Consider the following 22,978-nt stretch of genomic DNA (forward strand, 5'->3'; position numbering starts at 1 on the left):
GGTTGGAAGACATCAGAGCCACATCGCATCACATTGCTGCTTGTCTGGCTCTGTTTTTTTATACAGTATTCTCGGCAGGGCCGGCATCAGGCAAATGCTAATGGAAGCTTGAGGTCGGGTAAGAACCTGGGAGAACGAGGCAAGGGGATGCGTGTGAACTACTTGGGCCCGCTGTGCGTGGGCATTCAGCACCCGGCGCTGGCTGGCTACGACCTGAGCCAGTTTTCGCCGAGCTGCTTCCTGGTGGAGGTAGGTGACGAGGCTGGGGTGAGCGGCCCGGTGATCAAGGGCGACCTGCTGGTGGTGGACGAGGCGCGGGCGCCGGGCCATGCCGACCTAGTGGTGGTGGAGCAGGCCGGGGAGCAGCGGCTGTTCACCACGCACCGGATTGGTGGGCAGAACCGGCTGCTGCCGGTCAGTGCCCGGGCTGTAAGCCGCTCTCGGCGGCGGCGCGGGCGATAGCGTCGGCGGCCCACTGGTTCAGGCTCTTGCCGGATGCCTGCGCGGCGACGTTGGCCGCGGCGTGCACCTCGGGCGGGATGCGCAGCAGCACCCGGCCGGAGGCGGGCTTCAGCGGGTCGCGGCCGGTGGCCCGGCAGTCCTCCAGGTAGTGATCGATAGCCGCGTGGAAGGCGTCGGTCAGCTCGGCGACGCTCTCGCCGTGGAAGCTGATCCGGTCGGCGATCCCCAGCACATGGCCGACGAACACCTCGTCCTCGGCGTCGAACTCGATATGGGCGGCATAGCCCTGGTACTTGATCACGTTGGTCATGGTCTGATTCCTCTCTCTTCCAACCAGGCCCGCACATCCTCGACCTGATACTTCTTGGCCTCCTTGCCGGGGTGCGGCCGGTGCAGATAGAGCCGGCCGCCGGCGCCCAGCTCGAAGGCGACACGCGACCCGTCGCCTTCGCGCACTTCACCGCCCAGGGTGACGATCAGCGACTCGACATCGGCGAACACGACCCCGCTGGCCGTTGGGTGGCGGTAGATGGCCGCCAGGGTCTTGCGGTGCTTGGTTTTCATGCCGGGATGATAGCTTCGAGTGATATCACTCGGCAAGGTTCCGGAGGAGAGGGAGAAAGGCAAAACCGCTCCGCCCTGCTGCAAATTTGCGACTGCCTCGCTGGAGTGCCCTTCATTGCTGGTGTGGGTTCCAATCCCACCTCGGCGCGACGGAGAAGGTGCGGTCGAGCTGGGGCATCAGGCATCACGGGGTTGTTCGGGGAGGCGGTCATTCTACCAGTCCAGATCGCGGGTTGCCGCACTTGGCGGCAAGGGCGGAGGAGGTAATGTACCTTGTGGGTGATGGTGAGGGTTTCCACGCGACTCCTGCCGGCATCGCGGCAAGTCCCCTCAGCAACCCTCATGCAATGTTCGCTACAGGGAGATCGCCATGTCATATGACCTGACCGACCATCAGCTGGAACTGCTGGCTCGCGTGCTGCAGCACGGTGGGGTGCTCTCCTCTCCCTTTGGCCATTCCGATGAGGACACCCTGCTGCCGGCGCTTCACGACGACATCGCGATCCTGGAGGAGATGGGACTGATCACGGTGACGCCCCATGCCGGCCGGGCAGAAGGGGAAACCCTGACGCTGACCGAGGAGGGCTATGCGGCTCTCGACATGACCTGACGGCCAGTCCCGAGCGTCTCTTCGATCCGCCTGGACCGGCATCAAGGGGGATTCAAGCGGAAAAGCCTCGCTGCCGGGTCGTGGTACGGCCGGCATGTGCTATGAAGAAGGGCAGGGCGATGCCACACCGGTACGCCTGGAGACGGGAGGCAGCACCATGATGGAGCGCAAGCAGCGACTCGAGACCCTCAGGGACGAGCTGGTCGAGCGAATCGAACGCTATCGGGGGCACAAGGAGCAGCGCGCAGGCCCGCTGGACAAGAACATGGAGGAGCAGGCCATCGAGCTCCAAAACGATGAGGTGGTCGATGCCCTGGAGCGCGACGCCGAGGAGGAGCTCCGCCAGGTCATGCAGGCCCTGGCAAGGATCGAGGCCGGCGAGGGCGATATCTGCCAGGTCTGCGAGGAGCCGATTGGCCCCGAGCGGCTGGCGGCGGTGCCGTTCACCACTCTCTGCCGCGAGTGCGCCGACCCGAGGTGACTTTGCCGGGACGCGTGACCCGGCCCGGTGGTAGCCTGGGGGCAGGACTTATCGCTTGGGAGGTCATGCATGAAGGCGTGCTATCGATGGTGCGGCCTGGCGGCGGTGCTGGTGCTGCTGGCCGGATGCAGCGGGGACGACACCGGTGCCGAGCCTACGGCCGGGCTGGAAGAGGCCGAGAGTGTCGAACAGGCATCGGCTCCGGAGCCGGAGGAGCCTGCGGTCGAGCCCTTCGCCGAACCGGTGGCGATCGACTTTGCTGCCACCCTGACCGGTGACCGACGCCTGATGGTGGCGGGAGAGAGTAACCTGCCCGAGGGGGCCAGGCTGCAGATCGTGGTCGAGCGTGAGCTGAGCGGCGTTCGCTGGCAGCAGCGCACGGTCCTGGCCAACGGCCGCTTCGAGGCAGGTCCCCTCGGCCCGGGCAGCGGCATGCCGGATGGCGGCTACACCATCACCGTCAATCTGCCGGAGGCCAGCGTCCAGCCGCTGGAGGTCCGGCGCCGCATCGGGGAGCAGGGCGAGCACCTCAGTGGGCCGCTGGTGGGCACTTCACGCCATGGTCTGGGACAGGTCGCCAGCACCTCGCGGCGCTTCCTGGTCGGCAGCGAGCCTCGCCGCACCGATGATCGCGTCGAGGTGCTGGGCGTCGAGTAGGAGGCTCAGAAGGGCGCTGGCTGCCAGCGCCCCACCAGCTTGCCAAGCAGGCGAATGGCGGGCCTGTGCTCCTCCGCTGTGGCCTCCTGCTCAGCGCTGAACCACAGCTTGCCATCCTCTGCCTGGGTAACGCGGCGGATGCAGTGCTGGCCCTCCCGCTCCACCAGATAGAGGCCGGTCTGCTGGAAGAGCTCGGTCGGCGCCACGGCGATCAGATCGCCCTCGGTCAGGAAGTCGAAGCGCTCACCGGGAGCGGGGGTCAGCAGGTAGCACTCTCCCTCCCACTGCTGGGCGGGAACCAGCTCGAAGGGCAGTTCGATGCGCCCGGCGGCGGGGTCCTGCCAGGGGGCAGGGGGCTGACTGTGCAGGTAGAGCGGAGCGGCTCGACTGACGCCGTCGCCCTCCAGCAGCCGCGAAAGCGAACAGCCCAGGGCCTGAGCCAGGGCGACCAGCCTCTCGTGGCCGATCTGTCGGATGGCGCCTGACTCCCAGTAGGAGATGGTCACGTCGGAGACGCCGACCTTACGGGCCAGGGCGGCCTTGTTGAGGTTGGCCTCCAGGCGGAGTTCCTTGATACGCGGGCCTAGTGAATCCATCTCTCCGTCCTGTCGATGCATGGGGTCATTACGTGAGGGTTAGGAAAAGCCGGTCGGAATGATCCGGTATCCGGCAAGTTTGTGCAAGATCGCGCATCAACGCTGTGTTTTCGCTGGTGTCGCTACCAGGGCACCGGCTCTCCCGCCCAGTCATGGAAACTCGGGCCATCGCCCAAGGGGCGCTGGCCCAGTACCTCGAGCAGGCGCTCGGCCACGAAAGCAGCCGAGAACAGCTTGCCCTGGGGCACCCTGGCCTGGAAAGGGCGAGAAAGCTCGGTATCGGTGGTGCCGGGGTGCAGACAGGCCACCGTCAGGCTGGGGTTGAGTCGGCGCAGCTCCACGGCGGCGGTCTTCATCAGCATGTTGTGAGCCGCCTTGCTGGCGCGGTAGGCGTACCAGCCGCCCAGCCGATTGTCCTCGATGGAACCGACCCGGGCCGACAGGCTGGCCACCAGCGCCGGGTGCCTGCCCTTGAGGCCGGGCTGCAGGGCCTGGAGCAGCAGGGCAGGGGTGACGGCGTTGACCTGAAAGAGATGCGTCAGGGCCGCCGCGTCGAGGTCGTCCAGCTTCTTCTCCGGGTGGATGCCCAGCTCCGCGTCGTGCAGCGTACCGATGGTGTTGAAGAGCAGGTGCAGCGGTGCTCCCTCCAGCGCAGCGACCAGGCGGTCGCGGCCGTCTTCCTGAGTGAGGTCGGCAGTGAGGGAGGCGGCGCGAGGATCCTCCAGGACCTGGGGTCGGCGGCTGACGGCGATCACCCGCCCCGGACGCGAGCTGGCCAGCAGGGCCTGGACCACGGCGGCCCCGATGCCGCCGCCGGCGCCGGTCACGACGGCGGTAAACCCCTCGGGTAGCTGAGAAAGCATGTCCCCTCCATGGTCTATTGGACCAGACGTTGACCCCAATCAGGCGGGATGATTCCCCGCCATGGCTGCCGAGCCGTCGGCAGGTGCGTATAATGCCGTCATTCATCCGCTAGCTCATCCACCAACGGATCCGGGACACCGTAACGCCATGACCGTACGCACGCGTATCGCGCCGTCACCCACCGGCGATCCCCACGTCGGCACCGCCTACATCGCCCTGTTCAATCTCTGCTTTGCGCGACAGCACGGCGGCCAGTTCATCCTGCGCATCGAGGATACCGACCGGGTGCGCTCCACCCAGGAGTCGGAGCAGATGATCCTCGACTCCCTGCGCTGGCTGGGGCTGGAGTGGGACGAGGGCCCCGACGTGGGCGGCCCTCATGGCCCCTACCGCCAGAGCGAGCGCGGCGACATCTACGGCGAGTACGCCCGCCAGCTGATCGCGTCCGGTCACGCCTTCAAGTGCTACCGCACCAGCGAGGAGCTCGACGAGCTCCGCGAGGCGCGCAAGGCCGCCGGCATGCACCTGGCCCTCAAGCCTGCCGACCTGGCGCTGCCCGAAGAGGAGCAGGCCCGCCGCGAGCAGGAGGGATGGCCCTACGTGGTGCGCATGCAGGTGCCGGCCAGCGGCACCTGCGTGATCCGTGACATGCTGCGCGGCACCATCGAGGTGGACTGGGCCCAGGTAGACGCCCAGGTGCTGCTCAAGTCCGACGGCATGCCCACCTACCACCTGGCCAACGTGGTGGATGACCACCTGATGGGCATTACCCATGTGCTGCGCGGTGAGGAGTGGATCAACTCCGCACCCAAGCATCAGCTGCTCTACGAGTACTTCGGCTGGGAGATGCCCGAGCTCTGTCATATGCCGCTGCTGCGCAACCCCGACAAGTCGAAGCTCTCCAAGCGCAAGAACCCGACCTCCATCAACTACTATCGCCGCATGGGCTACCTGCCCCAGGCGGTGATCAACTATCTGGGTCGCATGGGCTGGTCGATGCCCGACGAGCGCGAGAAGTTCAGCCTCGACGAGATGATGGCCCACTTCGATATCCAGCGGGTCTCCCTGGGCGGTCCGGTCTTCGACCTGGAGAAGCTGACCTGGCTCAACGGCCTCTATATTCGCGAGGATCTCGACGACGGCGCCTTCCTCAGGGTGCTGATGGAGTGGGCCTTCAACGAGTCCTACGTGAAGGAGATTCTGCCCCAGGTGCGCCCGCGGGTGGAGACCCTCTCCGAGGTGGCCCCCCTGGCCGGCCACTTCTTCTCCGGCCTGCCGCGCATCAATGAAGAGAGCTTCGACGGCGTCAAGCTGGGGCGCGAGGACCTGCTCAGGCTGCTGCAGTTCCTGGTATGGCGCCTGGAAACGCTGCCCGCCTGGCAGAAGGAGACGCTGCTGGCCGAGGTGGAGGCGCTCTCGGCCCACTTCGACCTCAAGATGAAGGAGTTTCTGGCCCCGGTCTTCATTGCCGTGACCGGCTCTGCCGCCAGCACCTCGGTGATGGATGCCATGGCGATCCTCGGCTCCGATATGACCCGCGCGCGCCTTCGCCACGCCATCGAGGTGCTGGGCGGCGTCTCCAAGAAGCAGGCCAAGCGCTTCGAGAAGGAGTACCGGGATCTCTGAAAAAGTGTTGACGAAGGCGGGGCGAATCAGTACTATACGTCTCGTCTTCAGGGCAACGGGGCCTTAGCTCAGCTGGGAGAGCGCAACACTGGCAGTGTTGAGGTCAGCGGTTCGATCCCGCTAGGCTCCACCAATTTCCTGAATGACATCTGCGTCCCATTCGTCTAGTGGCCTAGGACACCGCCCTTTCACGGCGGGAACAGGGGTTCGAACCCCCTATGGGACGCCATCTTCCTGAAAAGGGCACCTCACCGGGTGCCCTTTTTCTTTCTCTTCGTCTGTCTCCTTCCGCTATCGGAATGCCTCGCGTTTCTTCCCTGTCGCGTCGTTTTCAGGGCGATTTCCGCTTGACTTGTCCACCAGGCACGGTTCCGACTTCCCTCCTGTGCAGGGTGGGCGGGCAACTGCCCGTGTCGCCGAGCCTTTTTATAAATCTCATATAAAACAATGCTTTAGGCAAGGTCAAAAATTGATCAATCTAAGCTCAAGCCGCTTCCCGTGGCGGTCAGAAGACCTTTTCGAGCGGTTTTGAACAGGGTTATCCACAGAATGTGTGGAAAACGTTGGGGTGGTGGATAAATGGCCGGCGGCGACGCCGCGAGGTCGCCGCCGGCAGGGGTCAGCGCTGCTGGAGGGCGCGCAGGCGACGCAGCAGGGAGGAGGTGTCCCAGCGGCCGCCGCCCATCACCTGGACGTCGGCGTAGAACTGATCGACCAGGGCGGTGACCGGTAGGCGCGCCTGGAGGTGGCGGGCCTGCTCCAGGCAGATGCCGAGATCCTTGCGCATCCAGTCCACGGCGAAGCCGTGGTCGTACTCGTCCGCGATCATGGTGGCGTGGCGGTTCTCCATCTGCCAGGAGCCGGCCGCCCCCTTGGAGATGACATCCACCACCCGCTGCTGGTCCAGTCCCGCCTGCTCGGCGAAGTGCAGCCCCTCGGCCAGCCCCTGGACCAGGCCGGCGATGCAGATCTGGTTGACCATCTTGGTGAGCTGGCCGCTGCCGGCGGCGCCCATCAGGGTCACGGCGCGGCCGTAGTGGGCGAGCACCGGCTCGGCCCGGGCGAATGTCGCCTCATCGCCGCCGCACATGATGGTCAGGGCGCCATTCTCGGCGCCCTGCTGGCCGCCGGAGACCGGCGCATCCAGAAAGCCGATGCCGCGCTCGCGGCAGGCGGCGTCGAGCTCCAGGGCGAGCTCCGCCGAGGCGGTGGTGTGGTCCACCAGCAGGCTGCCCTCGGCCATGCCGGAGAGGGCGCCCTGTTCGCCGGTGGTGACCTGGCGCACGTCGTCGTCGTTGCCCACGCAGACCAGCACTAGCTCGGCGCCCCGGGCGGCCTCCTCGGGAGTGGGGTGGTGGCTGCCGCCGTGTTCGGCGGCCCAGGCTTCGGCCTTGGCCGCCGTGCGGTTGTAGACGCGTACGCTGAGCCCGGCGCGAGCCAGGTGGCCGGCCATGGGGTAGCCCATCACGCCCAGGCCGATAAAGGCGACGGTGGAGATGCTCTGGCTCATTTTGTTGCTCCTGGTATGGCGGGTGAGTGGTGAGTCGCGAGGTGAGTGTTCCATGCAGCAGAAAGCCGCCCGAAGGCGGCTTTCTGAAGCGTAGCGCATGCGGCCCTGGCCGCTTCTGCCGGCTTATTTGGCAGGATAGTCGCGCTGGTCGTGACCGGTATAGAGCTGACGCGGACGGCCGATCTTGTAGCTGTCGCTGAGCATCTCGTGCCAGTGGGAGATCCAGCCGATGGTGCGGGACACCGCGAAGATCACGGTGAACATGTTGGTCGGGATGCCCATGGCCTTGAGGATGATGCCGGAGTAGAAGTCCACGTTCGGGTAGAGCTTGCGCTCGACGAAGTACTCGTCCTCCAGGGCGATCTCCTCCAGGCGCTTGGCGATCTTCAGCTGCGGGTCGTCGATGCCGAGCTCGGCCAGCACCTCGTCGCAGGTCTCCTTCATGACCTTGGCGCGGGGGTCGAAGTTGCGATAGACCCGATGGCCGAAGCCCATCAGCTTGAAGGGGTCATCCTTGTCCTTGGCCTTGTCGATAAAGCGCTGGATGTTCTCTTCGGAGTCGTCGCCGATCTCGTCGAGCATCTTCAGCACCGCCTCGTTGGCGCCGCCGTGGGCCGGGCCCCAGAGCGCGGCGATGCCGGCGCTGATGCAGGCAAAGGGGTTGGCGCCGGTGGAGCCTGCCAGGCGCACCGTGGAGGTGGAGGCGTTCTGCTCGTGGTCGGCGTGCAGCATGAAGATGCGGTCCATCGCCTTGGCGTAGACCGGATTGATCTTGTACTCGTCGCAGGGCGTGCTGAACATCATGTAGAGGAAGTTCTCTGCATAGCTCAGGTCGTTGCGCGGGTAGTTGAACGGCTGGCCCACGTTGTACTTGTAGGACATTGCGGCGATGGTCGGCATCTTGGCGATCAGGCGGATCGCGCTGATGATGCGGTCCTCTTCCACGTTGATGTCCATATGGTCGTGATAGAAGGCGGCCAGGCCGCCGACCACGCCGCACATGATCGACATCGGGTGGGCGTCACGACGGAAGCCCTTGAAGAAGTTGTTGATCTGGTCATGGACCATGGTGTGGTTGCGGACCCGCGACTCGAATTCCGCATACTGCTCGGCGTTGGGCAGCTCGCCGAACAGGAGCAGATAGCACAGCTCGACGAAGTTGGAGTCCTTGGCGAGCTGGTCGATGGGGAAGCCGCGGTGCAGCAGGGTGCCCTTGCCGCCGTCGATATAGGTGATGGCCGACTGGCAGGAAGAGGTGGCCATGAAGCCGGGGTCGTAGGTGAACAGGCCTTCGGCGCCCAGCCCGCGGACGTCGATCACGTCGGGGCCCAGGGTGCCCGAATAGACAGGCAGTTCGATCGTCTTGTCCAGACCGTCTACCGTCAGCGTCGCTTTCCTGTCAGCCATGAAAGGCCTCCTCTCGAGTTCGTGATAGGGCGATAAGTCGTTATTTCACTAGCGAGTTCGCAGCGAATGCCGGCGAAAAGGTTCGCCCACTATAGAAGCGTTCCAGCGATTGTCAATTAGCCCATAGCGACTGGCACCTTATGCATGCTTGTGTGTCTGGTATAAGTGTTGTTGAATAATTGGTGCCATGCATCACGCTCGTGCGGGCGGGGGCGCCACCGAGGAACGACAGGCCGCAGCAGGGGTGTCGACAACCTTTGCACCATGGTCTAGTAGGCCGCCGCTGCGTTTGTCATGAAGGGGCCATGTCCCTATAATCCACCCCGCGCGACTGGCAGGAGAAGCGGTCTCGTCTTCCTCTGGAGACAGGTACCGCGCCTTCCCGAAACCACCGCCCGCTCGGGCTTTGCCCGTCCTGTCGTAGAGTGGGCCATAGAGAGTGTGTAGAGAGCCGTGAATAGCAAACGACCCGTAAACCTGGATCTGTCCACGATACAGTTTCCATTGCCCGCCCTGACCTCCATCGCCCACCGCATCACCGGCGTGATCCTCTTCGTCGGCCTGATCTTCGCCTTCTGGGCCCTGAGCAAATCGCTCTCCTCCCCGGCCGGCTTCGACGCCGTGAGCAACGCCCTGGCCAACAACTTCCTGGCCAAGCTGATCGCCTGGGGCCTGCTCTCGGCGCTGGCGTACCACTTCGTCGCCGGCATCAAGCACCTGGTGATGGACGCCGATATCGGCGTGACCCTCGAGGGTGGTATCAAGAAGGCGCAGATCACCGTGGTGGTGAGTGCGGTCCTGATCATTCTGGCGGGAGTCTGGGTATGGTAACCAATATCACCAATTTCGGTCGCAGCGGCCTCTCCGACTGGCTGGTCCAGCGCGTATCGGCGGTCATCCTGGCCCTCTACACCGTTTTTATCGTTCTCTACCTGCTGCTCAATCCGGGTCTCGACTACGCCACCTGGAGCGCTCTGTTCGCCCAGACCTGGATGCGCATCTTCTCGCTGCTGGCCTTCGTGTCGCTGGCGGCCCACGCCTGGGTCGGGCTGTGGACCGTGACCACCGACTATCTCAAGCCGACCGGACTTCGCGTCGGCGCCCAGACCGCCATCATCCTGGCCATCTTCGTGTTCCTGGTCTGGGGCATTCAGATTCTGTGGGGAGCCTGATTCATGTCCAACATGCGTAGCCTGTCTTTCGACGCCATCATCATTGGCGGTGGCGGTGCCGGCCTGCGGGCCGCCCTGGAGCTGGCCAAGTCCGGCAAGAAGACCGCCGTGCTGTCCAAGGTCTTCCCGACCCGCTCCCACACCGTCTCCGCTCAGGGCGGCATCACCTGCGCCATCGCCTCCGCCGACCCCAACGATGACTGGCGCTGGCACATGTACGATACCGTCAAGGGCGGCGACTATATCGCCGACCAGGACGCGGCCGAGTACATGTGCTCCGAGGGCCCCAAGGCGGTCTTCGAGCTCGAGCACATGGGTCTGCCGTTCTCCCGCTTCGACAACGGCCGCATCTATCAGCGTCCCTTCGGCGGTCAGTCCAAGGAGTTCGGTGCCGGCGGCCAGGCGGCGCGTACCTGTGCGGCCGCTGACCGTACCGGCCACGCCCTGCTGCATACCCTGTATCAGAACAACCTGAAGAACAACACCACCTTCCTCAACGAGTGGTATGCGGTTGATCTGGTCAAGAACGCCAACGATGACGTGGTGGGCTGTATCGCCATGGACATCGAGACCGGTGAAGTGGTGCACGTCAAGTCCAAGGCGACCGTGCTGGCCACCGGCGGTGCTGGCCGTATCTACGCCTCCACCACCAATGCCCTGATCAACACCGGTGACGGCATCGGCATGGCGCTGCGCGCCGGCTTCCCGATGCAGGACATGGAGATGTGGCAGTTCCACCCGACCGGCATCTACGGCGCCGGCACCCTGGTGACCGAAGGTTGCCGCGGCGAGGGTGGCTATCTGGTCAACAAGGACGGCGAGCGTTTCATGGAGCGCTATGCGCCCAACGCCAAGGACCTCGCCGGCCGTGACGTAGTGGCACGCTCCATGGTCATGGAGATCCTCGAGGGCCGCGGCTGCGGCGAGAACGGCGACCACGTCTTCCTGAAGCTCGACCACCTGGGTGAAGAGGTTCTCGGCAAGCGTCTGCCCGGCATCGTCGAGCTCTCCAAGACCTTCGCCCACGTGGACCCGGCCAAGGAGCCGATCCCGGTGGTGCCGACCTGCCACTACATGATGGGCGGCGTGCCGACCAACATCCATGGCCAGGCGATCATGCAGGACGCCGACGGCAACGACAAGATCATCAACGGCCTGTTCGCCTGTGGCGAAGCGGCCTGCGTGTCGGTGCACGGCGCCAACCGCCTGGGCGGCAACTCCCTGCTCGACCTGGTGGTCTTCGGCCGTGCGGCCGGCATGTACATCGAGGGCGCGCTCAACGAGGGCATCGAGTACCTCGACGCTTCCGAGTCCGATATCGAGTCGGCCATGAAGCGCATGAACCGCTGGAACGAGTCCACCGGTGGCGAGACGGTGCCGGAGCTCAAGCGCGAGCTGCAGAGCATCATGCAGAACTCCTTCGGCGTGTTCCGCGAAGAGAAGAACATGGTCGAGGGCGTCAAGAAGCTGGCCGAGCTGCGCGAGCGCATCGCCAACGCTCACCTGCCGGACAAGTCCAACGCCTTCAACACCGCCCGCGTCGAGGCGTTGGAGCTGGACAACCTGATGGAAGTGGCCGAAGCCACCGCCATCTCGGCCCTGGAGCGCAAGGAGAGCCGTGGTGCCCACAGCCGCTACGACTACCCGGACCGTGACGACGTCAACTGGCTGAAGCACTCGCTCTACTTCCCGGCCGACAAGAAGCTCGGCAAGCGCGACGTCAACTTCGCACCGAAGACCGTCGACACCTTCGAGCCGAAGGTCCGCACCTACTAATTCAGCCACTGCGAGGGTGAGTCACGATGCTTCAGGTATCCATCTACCGCTACAACCCGGAAACCGACTCCGCGCCTTACATGCAGGAGTTCCAGGTCGACACCCAGGGCCGCGATGTCATGGTGCTGGACGTTCTGCACATGGTGAAGGAGCAGGACAACGGCATGGCCTACCGCCGCAGCTGCCGCGAAGGCGTGTGCGGCTCCGACGGCATGAACATGAACGGCAAGAACGGCCTGGCCTGTATCACGCCGCTCTCCGAGGTGGTGAAGGACGGCAAGCTGACGCTGCGCCCGCTGCCCGGCCTGCCGGTCATTCGTGACCTGGTGGTCGACATGGGGCTGTTCTACAAGCAGTACGAGCGCATCCAGCCGTACCTGCAGAACGACACGCCGGCGCCGGCCATCGAGCGCCTGCAGTCGCCGGAGGATCGCGACAAGCTGGACGGCCTCTACGAGTGCATCCTGTGTGCCTGCTGCTCCACCTCCTGCCCGTCGTTCTGGTGGAACCCGGACAAGTTCGTCGGTCCGGCCGGCCTGCTGCAGTCCTACCGCTTCCTGGCCGACTCCCGCGACACCGCAACCCGTGATCGCCTAGCCGAACTGGAGGACCCGTTCTCCGTGTTCCGCTGCCGCGGCATCATGAACTGCGTGGCGGTCTGCCCCAAGGGTCTCAACCCCACTCGCGCGATCGGCAAGATCCGCGACATGCTGCTGGCCAACGCCACTTAAATCGTGGCCGCGAGCTTGCTATCATGGCCCCCATCCATTGGCTGCGACCAGGTGTCGCAGCCAGTGGCCGGCGGGTCAGCAGCATCAGGAGCCGGTGCCTTGTGCACCGGCTCCTGAGCATCGAAAGCCGAGCATGGATAACAGGCTGACGGTTCGCCGCCGGCACGCCGGAACAACACAGGCCCTACCGGCAGGGCATCACCGATGTCGCAGCACCCGAGTGCCGCGGCGCCGATACCACCCCATCAGTGCAGGGTGACCGAGAGATGCAACAAGGCATAATGGAGTTGATGTGGCGCTCCTCTCACGTCAGTGGCGGCAATGCTCACTACGTGGAAGCGCTCTACGAGCAGTACCTCGATGATCCCGCCGCTGTTCCCGATGAGTGGCGTAACTACTTCGACCAGCTGCCTGTCCCCGAAGGCGGCGCCTCCCACGATGTTCCCCTGACTCCGGTTCGCGACCAGTTCTATCAGCTGGGCCGCGCCCGCCGCACCAGCGTGGCGGCCGCCGCCGCCGGCGGCGAGGAGAGCCGCAAGCAGGTCAAGGTCCTCCAGCTGATCAACGCCTACCGCTTCCGCGGTCACCAGAAGGCCAACATCGATCCGCTGGGCCTGCGCAGCCAGCTTCCCGTTCCCGACCTCGACCTCTCCTTCCACCAGCTCGCCAAGCAAGATCTCGATACCGAGTTCCAGACCGGCTCCTTCTTCCTGGGGCTGGACAAGGCGCCGCTGCGCGATATCGTCGAGGCGCTGGAGCAGACCTACTGCCGCTCCATCGGCTGCGAGATCATGCATATCGTCGATACCGAGGAGAAGCGCTGGCTGCAGCAGCGCTTCGAGTCGGTGCGCAGTGCGCCGAAGTTCAGCAACGAGGTGCGCAAGCACGTGCTGGAGCGGCTGACCGCCGCCGAGGGCCTGGAGAACTACCTGGCCTCCAAGTACCCGGGCACCAAGCGCTTCGGCCTCGAGGGCGGCGAGTCCTTCATTCCGATGATGGACGAGCTGATCCAGCGCGGCGGCGGCTACGGCATCAAGGAGATCGTGATCGGCATGGCCCACCGCGGCCGCCTCAACCTCCTGGTCAACATCCTCGGCAAGAACCCCGGCGACCTGATCGACGAGTTCGATGGCAAGAAGGTCATCGAGCGCGGCTCCGGCGACGTCAAGTACCACCAGGGCTTCAGCTCCAACGTCATGAGCCCGGGAGGCGAGGTGCACCTGGCGCTGGCCTTCAACCCCTCCCACCTGGAGATCGTCTCCCCGGTGGTCGAGGGCTCGGTGCGCGCCCGCCAGGATCGCCGCGACGACAGGGACGGCACCAAGGTCCTGCCGATCAGCATCCACGGCGACGCCGCCTTCGCCGGCCAGGGCGTGGTCATGGAGACATTCCAGATGTCCCAGACCCGCGCCTACAAGACTGGCGGCACCATCCATATCGTGATCAACAACCAGGTCGGCTTCACCACCTCGAACCCCCTGGACACCCGCTCCACCGAGTACTGCACCGACATCGCCAAGATGGTCCAGGCGCCGATCTTCCACGTCAACGGCGACGACCCCGACGCGGTGCTGCACGCGACCCAGGTGGCGATCGACTTCCGTCAGCAGTTCAAGAAGGACGTGGTGATCGACCTGGTCTGCTACCGTCGTCGCGGCCACAACGAGGCCGACGAACCGAGCGGTACCCAGCCGCTGATGTACCGCAAGATCAAGGATCATCCCTCTTCCCGCGAGCTCTACGCCAAGCGCCTGGTCGAGCAGGGCGTGCTCTCCGAAGAGGAGGCCAAGGCGATGATCGAGACCTACCGCGAGGACCTGCTGGCCGGCAACCATGTGGCCAACGCCCTGGTGCAGGAGCCCAACACCTCGCTGTTCGTCGACTGGAAGCCCTATCTCGGCCACGAGTGGACCGGCTATGCCGACACCGCGGTGGAGATGAAGCGCCTGCAGCGCCTGGCCGCCCGCATGTGCGAGATCCCCGACGGGGTCGAGGTGCAGCGTCAGGTCGCCAAGATCTATGAGGATCGCCGCAAGATGCAGGCCGGCGGCATGGCCCTGAACTGGGGCTTCGCCGAGACCCTGGCCTACGCTACCCTGCTCGACGAGGGGCATCCGGTGCGCATCACCGGCCAGGACGTGGGCCGCGGCACCTTCTCCCACCGTCACGCCGTGGTGCACAACCAGAAGGATGGCACCAGCTATGTGCCGCTCCAGCATATGGCGGACGGTCAGCCGGCCTTCACCATCCATGACTCCTTCCTCTCCGAGGAGGCGGTGCTGGCCTTCGAGTACGGCTATGCCACCACTGCTCCCAACGACCTGGTGATCTGGGAAGCGCAGTTCGGCGACTTCTTCAACGGTGCCCAGGTGGTGGTTGACCAGTTCATCTCCTCCGGCGAGACCAAGTGGGGGCGTCTGTGTGGCCTGACCATGCTGCTGCCCCACGGCTATGAGGGCCAGGGTCCCGAGCACTCCTCGGCGCGCCTGGAGCGTTTCCTGCAGCTGTGTGCCGAGTACAACATGCAGGTCTGCGTGCCCACCACGCCGGCGCAGATCTTCCACCTGCTGCGCCGCCAGGTGATCCGTCAGCTGCGCAAGCCGCTGGTGGTCATGTCGCCCAAGAGCCTGCTGCGCCACAAGGAGGCGATCTCCAGCCTGGACGAGCTGGCGACCGGTCAGTTCCAGATGGTGCTGCCCGACCAGGGCAACCTCGACCCCAAGAAGGTCGAGCGCATCATCCTCTGTGCCGGCAAGGTCTACTACGACCTGGCCGCCTGGCGGACCGAGAACAAGCGTGACGACGTGGCCATCGTGCGCGTCGAGCAGCTCTACCCCTTCCCCAAGGAGGAGCTCTTCGAGGCGCTCAAGGCCTATGTCAATGTCCGCGACGTGGTGTGGTGCCAGGAGGAGCCTCTCAACCAGGGGGCCTGGTACCCGAGCCAGCACCATATGCGTGCCGTGGCCGACATGCTCAAGAGCAACCTGGGCGGGGCGCTCAAGTTTGCCGGCCGCCCGGCCTCCGCCGCACCCGCCGCGGGCTACATGTCCGTGCATATCGAACAGCAGCGCCAGCTGGTGGAAGACGCCTTCAATCTGTAAGGCACGCCACCGGGACGAGAAAGAACAGACAAGGGAAACGACATGGCTACCGAGATCAAGGCCCCTACCTTTCCGGAATCCGTTGCCGAGGGCAGCGTGGCTGCCTGGCACAAGAAGGCCGGTGACAGCGTGGAGCGCGACGAGCTGATCGTCGAGATCGAGACCGACAAGGTGGTGCTCGAGGTGCTGGCTCCCGAGGCCGGCACCCTCGCCGAGGTACTCGCCGAGGAGGGCGAAACCGTGGAGTCCGAGCAGGTGCTGGGCCGCATTGGCGAAGGCAAGGCCGCGGGCGGCAAGGCCGATAAGGCCGACGCCAAGGCCGAAAAAGGCGCTGCCAAGGCCGACAAGCCGGCAGCCGGCGGCAAGCAGCACGAGGTGAAGGCGCCGACCTTCCCCGAGTCCATCCAGGAAGGCACCGTGGCCAGCTGGAACAAGCAGGTGGGCGAGGCGGTCAAGCGCGACGAGGTGCTGGCCGAGATCGAGACCGACAAGGTGGTGCTCGAGGTTGTGGCCCCCGCCGACGGCGCCCTGGTCGAGATCAAGGCCGAGGAGGGCAGCCAGGTCGAGTCCGAGGCCGTGCTGGCGATCTTCGCCGAGGGCGCCGGCGGTGCCGCGACCGCCGCCGACGAGCCCCCGGCCGCTTCCGCCGACGACGGCGCCAGCGACGAGAAGGTGGGCGACAAGATCCTGGCCCCCGCCGCGCGCAAGCTGGTTGCCGAGCATGACCTCGACGTCAGCCGCATCGAGGGCACCGGCAAGGGTGGCCGCATCCTCAAGGAGGACGTGCAGAAGGCCGTGAAGGAGGGCACCGCCAAGAAGGCCGCCAAGCCGGCATCCGGCGGCGCTGCCAAGGTCGCCGCGACGCCGGCCGTCGAGGGCGAGCGTCCCGAGAAGCGCGTGCCGATGAGCCGTCTGCGCCAGACCATCGCCAAGCGCCTGGTCCAGGCCCAGCAGACCGCCGCCATGCTGACCACCTATAACGAGGTGGACATGAGCGAGGTGATGGCGCTGCGTGCCCAGTACAAGGACACCTTCGCCAAGACCCACGACGTCAAGCTCGGCTTCATGGGCTTCTTCGTCAAGGCCGCCTCCGAGGCGCTCAAGCGCTTCCCCGACGTCAATGCCTCCATCGACGGTACCGATATCGTCTATCACGGCTACCAGGATATCGGCGTGGCGGTCTCCACCGACCGCGGCCTGGTGGTCCCGGTGCTGCGCGACACCGACAGCATGAAGATCGCCGACGTTGAGAAGGGCATCGGCGACTTCGGCAAGCGTGCCCGTGACGGCAAGCTCGGCATCGACGAGATGCAGGGTGGCACCTTCACCATCACCAACGGCGGTACCTTCGGCTCGCTGATGTCCACGCCGATCCTCAACCCGCCGCAGACCGCCATCCTGGGCATGCACAAGATCCAGGATCGCCCCATGGCGGTGGACGGCAAGGTCGAGATTCGTCCGATGATGTACCTGGCGCTCTCCTACGATCACCGCATGATCGATGGCAAGGACGCGGTACGCTTCCTGGTCACCATCAAGGAACTGCTGGAAGATCCGGCCCGCCTGCTGCTGGACATCTGAGCGGAATGTGCCGCCGGGCGATCCCCGGGGGCACTCCATCCCAAGACACGCAAGGGGAGCCAACATGGCTGACAAGTTTGATGTGATCGTGATCGGTGCGGGCCCCGGCGGCTACGTCGCCGCCATCCGCGCCGCCCAGATGGGCCTGAAGACCGCCTGCGTCGAGAAGTGGATCGGCAAGGAAGGCAAGGTGGTGTTCGGCGGTACCTGCCTCAACGTGGGCTGCATCCCCTCCAAGGCGCTGCTCGAGGCCTCCCACAAGTTCGTCGAGGCCAAGCACGACTTCGCCGACATGGGGATCCAGGCCGGCGACGTCCAGATGGACGTCAAGAAGATGATCGCCCGCAAGGACACCATCGTGAAGAACCTCACCGGTGGCATCGCCGGCCTGTTCAAGGCCAACGGCGTGACCGGTATCGAGGGCACCGGCAAGGTAGTCGGCGCCAAGCAGGTCGAGGTCACCGACCTCGATGGCAAGGCGACCACCTATGACGCCGACAGCATCATCATCGCCGCAGGCTCCGTGCCGGTGGAGATTCCGCCGACCCCGCTGACCGAGGGCCTGATCGTCGACTCCACCGGCGCGCTCGAGTTCACCGAGGCCCCCAAGCGCCTCGGCGTGATCGGCGCCGGCGTCATCGGCCTGGAGCTGGGCAGCGTCTGGAACCGCCTGGGCTCCGAGGTCACCGTGCTCGAGGCCATGGAGAGCTTCCTGCCGATGGTGGACACCGCCATCGCCAAGGAGACCCAGAAGCTGCTCAAGAAGCAGGGCCTGGACATCAAGCTGGGCGCGCGGGTCACCGGCTCCGAGGTCAAGGGCAAGGAAGTGGTCGTCAAGTACACCGACGGTGACGGCGACCAGGAGATGACCTTCGACAAGCTGATCGTCTGCGTCGGCCGCAAGCCCTACACCCAGGGCGTGGTGGCCGACGGCCTGGGCATCGACCTGGACGAGCGCGGCTTCATCCACGTCGACGACCAGTGCCGCACCAGCGTGCCGGGCGTCTACGCCATCGGCGACTGCGTGCGCGGCCCGATGCTGGCCCACAAGGCCTCCGAAGAGGGCGTGATGGTCGCCGACATCATCGCCGGCCACAAGGCCGAGATGAACTACGACGCCATCCCCAACGTCATCTACACCTTCCCGGAGGTGGCCTGGGTCGGCCTGACCGAGCAGGACGCCAAGGCCAAGGGCATCGAGGTCAAGACCGGCTCCTTCCCCTTCGCCGCCAGCGGCCGCGCCATGGCCAACAACGCCACCGAGGGCCAGGCGAAGATCGTCGCCGATGCCGAGACCGACCGCGTGCTGGGCATGCATATCGTCGGTCAGCACGCCGGCGAGATGATCGCCCAGGGCGTCATCGCCCTGGAGTTCGGCTCCAGCGCCGAGGATCTGGCGCTGACCTGCTACGCGCACCCGACCATGTCGGAAGCGGTGCACGAGGCGGCGCTTGCCGTGGATGGCCACGCCATCCATATGGCCAACCGCAAGAAGCGCAAGTAAGTCGCACAACAAGCGCCGCCCCTCGGGCGGCGCGCCCCTTCCGGCCATGTATCGGAAGGGACGGTGGTGGTTCGAGGCGTCCGCCAGTCGGCGAGACAGGACCACCGTTCGAGTCACATGCAACCAATGGCATGAATCGATGAACCTTCACGAGTATCAGGGCAAACAGCTGTTTGCCGACTACGGTCTGCCGGTGTCCAAGGGCTTTGCCGTCGACACCCCCGAGGAAGCTGCGGAAGCCTGCAAGAAGATCGGCGGCGACATGTGGGTCGTCAAGGCCCAGGTGCACGCCGGTGGCCGCGGCAAGGCCGGCGGCGTCAAGCTGATCAAGAGCCCGGAGGAGGCCCAGGCCTTCGCCGAGCAGTGGCTGGGCAAGAACCTGGTGACCTACCAGACCGACGCCAACGGTCAGCCGGTCGCCAAGATCCTGGTCGAGAACTGCACCGACATCGCCGAGGAGCTCTACCTGGGCGCCGTCGTTGACCGTGCCACCCGTCGCGTGGTCTTCATGGCCTCCACCGAGGGCGGCGTCGAGATCGAGAAGGTCGCCGAGGAGACTCCCGAGAAGATCCTCAAGGCCGAGATCGATCCGCTGGTAGGCGCGCAGCCGTACCAGGCCCGTGAGCTCGCCTTCGCCCTGGGCCTCAAGGGCGACCAGGTCAAGCAGTTCACCAAGATCTTCCTGGGTCTCTCCAAGCTGTTCCACGACAAGGATCTGGCCCTGCTGGAGATCAACCCCCTGGTGATCACCGACGAAGGCAACCTCCACTGCCTCGACGCCAAGATCAACCTGGACAGCAACGCCCTCTACCGCCACCCGGACCTGCAGGCGATGCGTGACCCCTCCCAGGAGGATGAGCGCGAGGCCGAGGCGGCCGCGTGGGAGCTGAACTATGTGGCGCTGGATGGCAACATCGGCTGCATGGTCAACGGCGCCGGCCTGGCCATGGGCACCATGGACATCGTCAACCTGCACGGCGGCTCTCCGGCCAACTTCCTGGACGTGGGCGGCGGCGCCACCAAGGAGCGCGTGGCCGAGGCGTTCAAGCTGATCCTCTCCGACGATAATGTGAAGGCCGTGCTGGTCAACATCTTCGGCGGTATCGTGCGCTGCGACATGATCGCCGAGGGCATCATCGGTGCCGTCGAGCAGGTCGGCGTCAACGTGCCGGTCGTGGTGCGCCTGGAAGGCACCAACGCCGAGCTGGGTGCCGAGAAGCTGGCTTCCAGTGGTCTGAACATCATCGCTGCTACCAGCCTGACCGATGCGGCAGAGCAGGTCGTTAAGGCAGCGGAGGGCAAGTAATGAGTATCCTGATCGACAAGAACACCAAGGTCATCTGCCAGGGCTTCACCGGCGGCCAGGGGACCTTCCACTCCGAGCAGGCGATCGCCTACGGTACCCAGATGGTCGGCGGCGTGACCCCGGGCAAGGGCGGCCAGGAGCACCTGGGCCTGCCGGTGTTCAACACCGTCAAGGAAGCCGTTGAGCAGACCGGCGCCGAGGCTAGCGTGATCTACGTGCCGGCCCCCTTCTGCAAGGACTCCATCCTGGAGGCCGCCAACGCCGGCATTAAGCTGATCGTCTGCATCACCGAGGGCATCCCCACCCTCGACATGCTCGACGTCAAGGTGAAGTGCGACGAGCTGGGCGTGCGCCTGATCGGCCCGAACTGCCCGGGCGTGATCACCCCCGGCGAGACCAAGATCGGCATCATGCCGGGTCACATCCACAAGCCGGGCAAGGTCGGCATCGTGTCGCGCTCCGGCACCCTGACCTATGAAGCCGTCAAGCAGACCACCGATCACGGCTTCGGCCAGTCCACCTGCGTGGGCATCGGCGGCGACCCGATCCCGGGCTCCAACTTCATCGACATCCTCGAGATGTTCGAGAAGGACCCGGCCACCGAGGCGATCGTGATGATCGGCGAGATCGGCGGCACCGCCGAGGAAGAGGCGGCCGCCTACATCAAGGCCAACGTCTCCAAGCCGGTGGTCTCCTACATCGCCGGCGTGACCGCCCCTCCGGGCAAGCGCATGGGCCACGCCGGTGCGATCATCTCCGGCGGCAAGGGCACCGCGGACGAGAAGTTCGCCGCCCTCGAGGACGCCGGCGTCAAGACCGTGCGCTCCCTGGCGCAGATCGGCGATGCCCTGAAGGAAGTGACCGGCTGGTAAGCCGGCTACCCCTTCTCGGGAATGCCAAAAGGGCGCCTTCGGGCGCCCTTTCTCGTGAGGGAGGTATTCACCATCGGGGGGCTGGACAGCAAAACGGCGGCCAACTGGCCGCCGTCTGCCTTGCCGGCTTGGGCATCAGTGGGCGGGACGCGCCACCAGGGAGCGGGTCTCCTCCCGGGCCTCGACCAGCGCCACGCGGATATGGTCGCCCAGCTTGAAGCGCTCCTCGCTCTCCACCTGGATGCGACCCTCCTTGTCGTCGATGGCCACCTTGTCGCGGTCGCTGTGCATCATCGGCGCCGGCACGAAGGCGGTGGCGCCGTTGGCGGTGAGGCGCACGCGCATGCCGCCGCGGTTGATGGCGATGATCTCGGCGTCAAAGCTCTCCTGGGCCTCGGCGGCGGGGCTCAGGTAGCGCACATAGAGCCAGTCCTTGACGTCCCGCTCGGCCATGCGGTTGAGGCGGCGGCGCTCGGTGAGCTGCTCGGTGAGCGCCAGGCTCGCCTCGGCCGGCGCCTGCTCGCCCTTGAGCACCCGCTTGATCAGGCGGTGGTTGACCATGTCGCCATACTTGCGGATCGGCGAGGTCCAGGTGGCGTAGGCGGCGAGTCCCAGGCCGAAGTGGGGGCCGGGCTTGGCCGACATGCTGGTGAAGCTCTGGAAGCGCCGCAGGCGGGCATCCAGCCAGGCGTCGTCGCGTCCCTCGAGCTCGCGCTTGAGCTCGCGGTAGCGAGGCAGCTCGGTGAGCGCCTCCACGGCCACCTCGATCTCCTGGCTGGCCAGGAAGTCTCGGGCGGCCTCGGCCTTGTCGTCCTCGAAGGCGCGGTGCACGTTGAAGATGCCGTGGCCCACATGTTCCGACAGCAGATGGGCGCAGCAGGCGTTGGCCGCGATCATCGACTCCTCGATCATGCGGTTGGCGATGCGGCGCTCCTCGGTGCGCACGTCCAGGACGTTGCCGGCCTCGTCCAGGTCGAAGACGTAGTCGGGGCGGTCCTTGAATACCAGGGCATGGGCGGCGCGCCAGGCGCTGCGCGCCTCGGTAAGGTCGCGCAGGGCCCTGAGCTGCTCGGCGATCTCGTCGGCCGGGGCCCAGTCGCCCTGGCCCTCCAGCCAGTCGGAGACGTTGTCGTAGACGAGCCGGGCGTGGGAGGTGGCGGTAGCGGCGAAGAAGCGATAGTCGCCCAGGCTGCCGTCGGCCTCCACCACCAGGGTGCAGGCCAGCACCGGGCGCGCCTGGCCCTCGACCAGGGAGCAGAGGTCGTCGGCCAGCTGCTCGGGCAGCATGGTGACGTTCTGGCCCGGCAGGTAGACGGTGAAGGCACGGGTGCGCGCCTCCAGGTCCGCCGCGTGGCCTTCCTCCACGTAGGCGGTGGGGTCGGCGATGGCCACGGTCATCTCCCAGCCGCCGCCCTCCCGGGGCACCACGCGCAGGGCGTCGTCCATGTCGCGGGTCTTCTCGCCGTCGATGGTGAAGAAGGGTGCGGCGGTGAGGTCCTCGCGCTCGAGGCCCTCGTCGCGCAGCGGCCAGTCGTCACCGGCGTCGGGGCACTCCTGCTCCAGGGCGTGGCGGGCCAGGGTGACGCGCCAGGGCACCGCGGGGTCGTCGGCCTTGGCGACCAGCTCGTCGATCTGGGTGAAGAAGCCGCGATCGTCGGCCTTGAGCGGATGGCGCACCAGGCGAGCGACGACCCAGTCGGCGTCGCCGATGGTGGCCTCGTCGAGGCTGCGCTTGATGCGCGCCTTGAGGACGTTGCCGATGGAGGGGTGGTCCGGGACCACGGCCAGGCGGCCTTCGCGCAGCTGTACCCGGGCAATGAAGCGGTCCAGTCCCTGTTCGATCAGGGTGTCGGGCTCGACGCGCTTCTTGTCGCCCTCCTCGTGGAGGATGGCCCCGACGCGATCGCCGTGCAGTACCTGCTTCATGGCGGGGGGCGGCACGAAGTAGGACTCGCCCTCGTCGGTCTCGAGGAAGCCGAAGCCCTTCTGGGTGGCCTTGATCACCCCCTCGACGCGGGGAGTGCTTGAGCGAATCTGTTGCTTGAGCTGAGCAAGCAGGGCGTTGTTCTGCAGCATGATCACGAACGTGTGGCGGGGTAGGTGGGCCACTATACGGGTTAGCAGGGCCCGCGCCAAACCCGCGGGAGGCTGGCTCAGA

21 protein-coding genes and 2 tRNA genes are annotated in these 22,978 nt (G+C 65.8%); 16 read left to right on the forward strand and 7 right to left on the reverse strand.

The window, feature by feature from the left end; all coding sequences use genetic code 11:
- Positions 1–147 precede the first annotated feature (147 nt).
- A complete protein-coding gene (locus ACRYRV_RS12945) occupies positions 148–462 on the forward strand; it encodes a hypothetical protein (protein ID WP_444984873.1) in 315 nt (104 codons plus the stop codon).
- Here ACRYRV_RS12945 and ACRYRV_RS12950 read toward each other — a convergent pair.
- Both ACRYRV_RS12950 and ACRYRV_RS12955 read right to left on the reverse strand, forming a co-directional pair.
- Complete coding sequence (locus ACRYRV_RS12950; RefSeq protein WP_444984872.1) at positions 416–772, reverse strand: type II toxin-antitoxin system HicB family antitoxin; 357 nt, start codon at positions 770–772, stop codon at positions 416–418. The two genes, ACRYRV_RS12945 and ACRYRV_RS12950, sit on opposite strands and share 47 nt — an antisense overlap.
- Complete coding sequence (locus tag ACRYRV_RS12955; RefSeq protein ID WP_444984871.1) at positions 769–1,026, reverse strand: type II toxin-antitoxin system HicA family toxin; 258 nt, start codon at positions 1,024–1,026, stop codon at positions 769–771. The genes ACRYRV_RS12950 and ACRYRV_RS12955 overlap by 4 nt, the downstream gene beginning before the upstream one ends.
- 370 nt (positions 1,027–1,396) lie before the next feature.
- Between ACRYRV_RS12955 and ACRYRV_RS12960 the strand changes: the two genes are divergently transcribed.
- The 3 genes from ACRYRV_RS12960 to ACRYRV_RS12970 all read left to right on the forward strand — a co-directional run bounded on the left by ACRYRV_RS12960 (position 1,397) and on the right by ACRYRV_RS12970 (position 2,774).
- Complete coding sequence (locus ACRYRV_RS12960; protein WP_444984870.1) at positions 1,397–1,636, forward strand: hypothetical protein; 240 nt, start codon at positions 1,397–1,399, stop codon at positions 1,634–1,636.
- Between the two features lie 94 nt (positions 1,637–1,730).
- Positions 1,731–2,117 (forward strand): TraR/DksA family transcriptional regulator, encoded by a 387-nt coding sequence (locus ACRYRV_RS12965; RefSeq protein WP_444984869.1) that lies wholly within the window; start codon positions 1,731–1,733, stop codon positions 2,115–2,117.
- Between the two features lie 69 nt (positions 2,118–2,186).
- Complete coding sequence (locus ACRYRV_RS12970; protein ID WP_253444170.1) at positions 2,187–2,774, forward strand: hypothetical protein; 588 nt, start codon at positions 2,187–2,189, stop codon at positions 2,772–2,774.
- 5 nt (positions 2,775–2,779) lie between these two features.
- Here the strand turns inward: ACRYRV_RS12970 and ACRYRV_RS12975 are convergent, their stop codons facing one another.
- Complete coding sequence (locus tag ACRYRV_RS12975; RefSeq protein WP_309635504.1) at positions 2,780–3,370, reverse strand: helix-turn-helix domain-containing protein; 591 nt, start codon at positions 3,368–3,370, stop codon at positions 2,780–2,782.
- A 122-nt stretch (positions 3,371–3,492) separates the two neighbouring features.
- Positions 3,493–4,233, reverse strand: coding sequence for an SDR family NAD(P)-dependent oxidoreductase (locus ACRYRV_RS12980; protein WP_444984867.1), 741 nt, complete (start codon positions 4,231–4,233; stop codon positions 3,493–3,495).
- 148 nt (positions 4,234–4,381) lie between these two features.
- On the opposite strand from ACRYRV_RS12980, the gene gltX reads away from it, so the two are divergent.
- From gltX to ACRYRV_RS12995, 3 genes are all read left to right on the forward strand, one after another.
- Positions 4,382–5,860, forward strand: coding sequence for a glutamate--tRNA ligase (gene gltX, locus ACRYRV_RS12985; protein ID WP_444984866.1), 1,479 nt, complete (start codon positions 4,382–4,384; stop codon positions 5,858–5,860).
- Positions 5,861–5,917: 57 nt separating this feature from the next.
- Positions 5,918–5,993 (forward strand) — tRNA-Ala (locus ACRYRV_RS12990).
- Positions 5,994–6,013: 20 nt separating this feature from the next.
- Positions 6,014–6,089: transfer RNA gene (locus ACRYRV_RS12995), tRNA-Glu, on the forward strand.
- 390 nt (positions 6,090–6,479) lie between these two features.
- On the opposite strand, the gene ACRYRV_RS13000 is transcribed toward ACRYRV_RS12995, so the two are convergent.
- Positions 6,480–7,370, reverse strand: coding sequence for an NAD(P)-dependent oxidoreductase (locus tag ACRYRV_RS13000; protein ID WP_253444159.1), 891 nt, complete (start codon positions 7,368–7,370; stop codon positions 6,480–6,482).
- A 123-nt stretch (positions 7,371–7,493) separates the two neighbouring features.
- Positions 7,494–8,777: a citrate synthase gene (gene gltA / locus ACRYRV_RS13005; RefSeq protein WP_253444157.1), complete on the reverse strand. Its 1,284-nt coding sequence runs from the start codon at positions 8,775–8,777 to the stop codon at positions 7,494–7,496.
- A gap of 453 nt (positions 8,778–9,230) precedes the next feature.
- On the opposite strand from gltA, the gene sdhC reads away from it, so the two are divergent.
- From sdhC to sucD, 9 genes are all read left to right on the forward strand, one after another.
- Complete coding sequence (gene sdhC / locus ACRYRV_RS13010; RefSeq protein ID WP_253444155.1) at positions 9,231–9,608, forward strand: succinate dehydrogenase, cytochrome b556 subunit; 378 nt, start codon at positions 9,231–9,233, stop codon at positions 9,606–9,608.
- Positions 9,602–9,949, forward strand: a complete 348-nt coding sequence (sdhD, locus tag ACRYRV_RS13015) for a succinate dehydrogenase, hydrophobic membrane anchor protein (protein WP_444984865.1) — start codon at positions 9,602–9,604, stop codon at positions 9,947–9,949. Before sdhC ends, sdhD begins: the two co-directional genes overlap by 7 nt.
- 3 nt (positions 9,950–9,952) lie before the next feature.
- Positions 9,953–11,725, forward strand: a complete 1,773-nt coding sequence (gene sdhA / locus ACRYRV_RS13020; protein ID WP_253444149.1) for a succinate dehydrogenase flavoprotein subunit — start codon at positions 9,953–9,955, stop codon at positions 11,723–11,725.
- Between the two features lie 26 nt (positions 11,726–11,751).
- Positions 11,752–12,456, forward strand: a complete 705-nt coding sequence (locus ACRYRV_RS13025; protein WP_253444147.1) for a succinate dehydrogenase iron-sulfur subunit — start codon at positions 11,752–11,754, stop codon at positions 12,454–12,456.
- Between the two features lie 266 nt (positions 12,457–12,722).
- Positions 12,723–15,557, forward strand: coding sequence for a 2-oxoglutarate dehydrogenase E1 component (locus ACRYRV_RS13030; protein WP_309635506.1), 2,835 nt, complete (start codon positions 12,723–12,725; stop codon positions 15,555–15,557).
- A gap of 42 nt (positions 15,558–15,599) precedes the next feature.
- Positions 15,600–17,138: a 2-oxoglutarate dehydrogenase complex dihydrolipoyllysine-residue succinyltransferase gene (gene odhB / locus ACRYRV_RS13035; RefSeq protein ID WP_444984864.1), complete on the forward strand. Its 1,539-nt coding sequence runs from the start codon at positions 15,600–15,602 to the stop codon at positions 17,136–17,138.
- Positions 17,139–17,202: 64 nt separating this feature from the next.
- Positions 17,203–18,642, forward strand: coding sequence for a dihydrolipoyl dehydrogenase (lpdA, locus tag ACRYRV_RS13040; RefSeq protein ID WP_253444138.1), 1,440 nt, complete (start codon positions 17,203–17,205; stop codon positions 18,640–18,642).
- Positions 18,643–18,781: 139 nt separating this feature from the next.
- On the forward strand, positions 18,782–19,948 hold the full coding sequence (gene sucC / locus ACRYRV_RS13045; RefSeq protein WP_253444135.1) for an ADP-forming succinate--CoA ligase subunit beta: 1,167 nt from the start codon (positions 18,782–18,784) through the stop codon (positions 19,946–19,948).
- Positions 19,948–20,820: a succinate--CoA ligase subunit alpha gene (sucD, locus tag ACRYRV_RS13050; RefSeq protein ID WP_299315125.1), complete on the forward strand. Its 873-nt coding sequence runs from the start codon at positions 19,948–19,950 to the stop codon at positions 20,818–20,820. The genes sucC and sucD overlap by 1 nt, the downstream gene beginning before the upstream one ends.
- A 135-nt stretch (positions 20,821–20,955) precedes the next feature.
- Here sucD and ACRYRV_RS13055 read toward each other — a convergent pair whose 3' ends face one another.
- On the reverse strand, positions 20,956–22,896 hold the full coding sequence (locus tag ACRYRV_RS13055; RefSeq protein ID WP_444984863.1) for an exoribonuclease II: 1,941 nt from the start codon (positions 22,894–22,896) through the stop codon (positions 20,956–20,958).
- Positions 22,897–22,978: the final 82 nt, after the last annotated feature.

This window comes from Halomonas mongoliensis, from assembly GCF_052496345.1.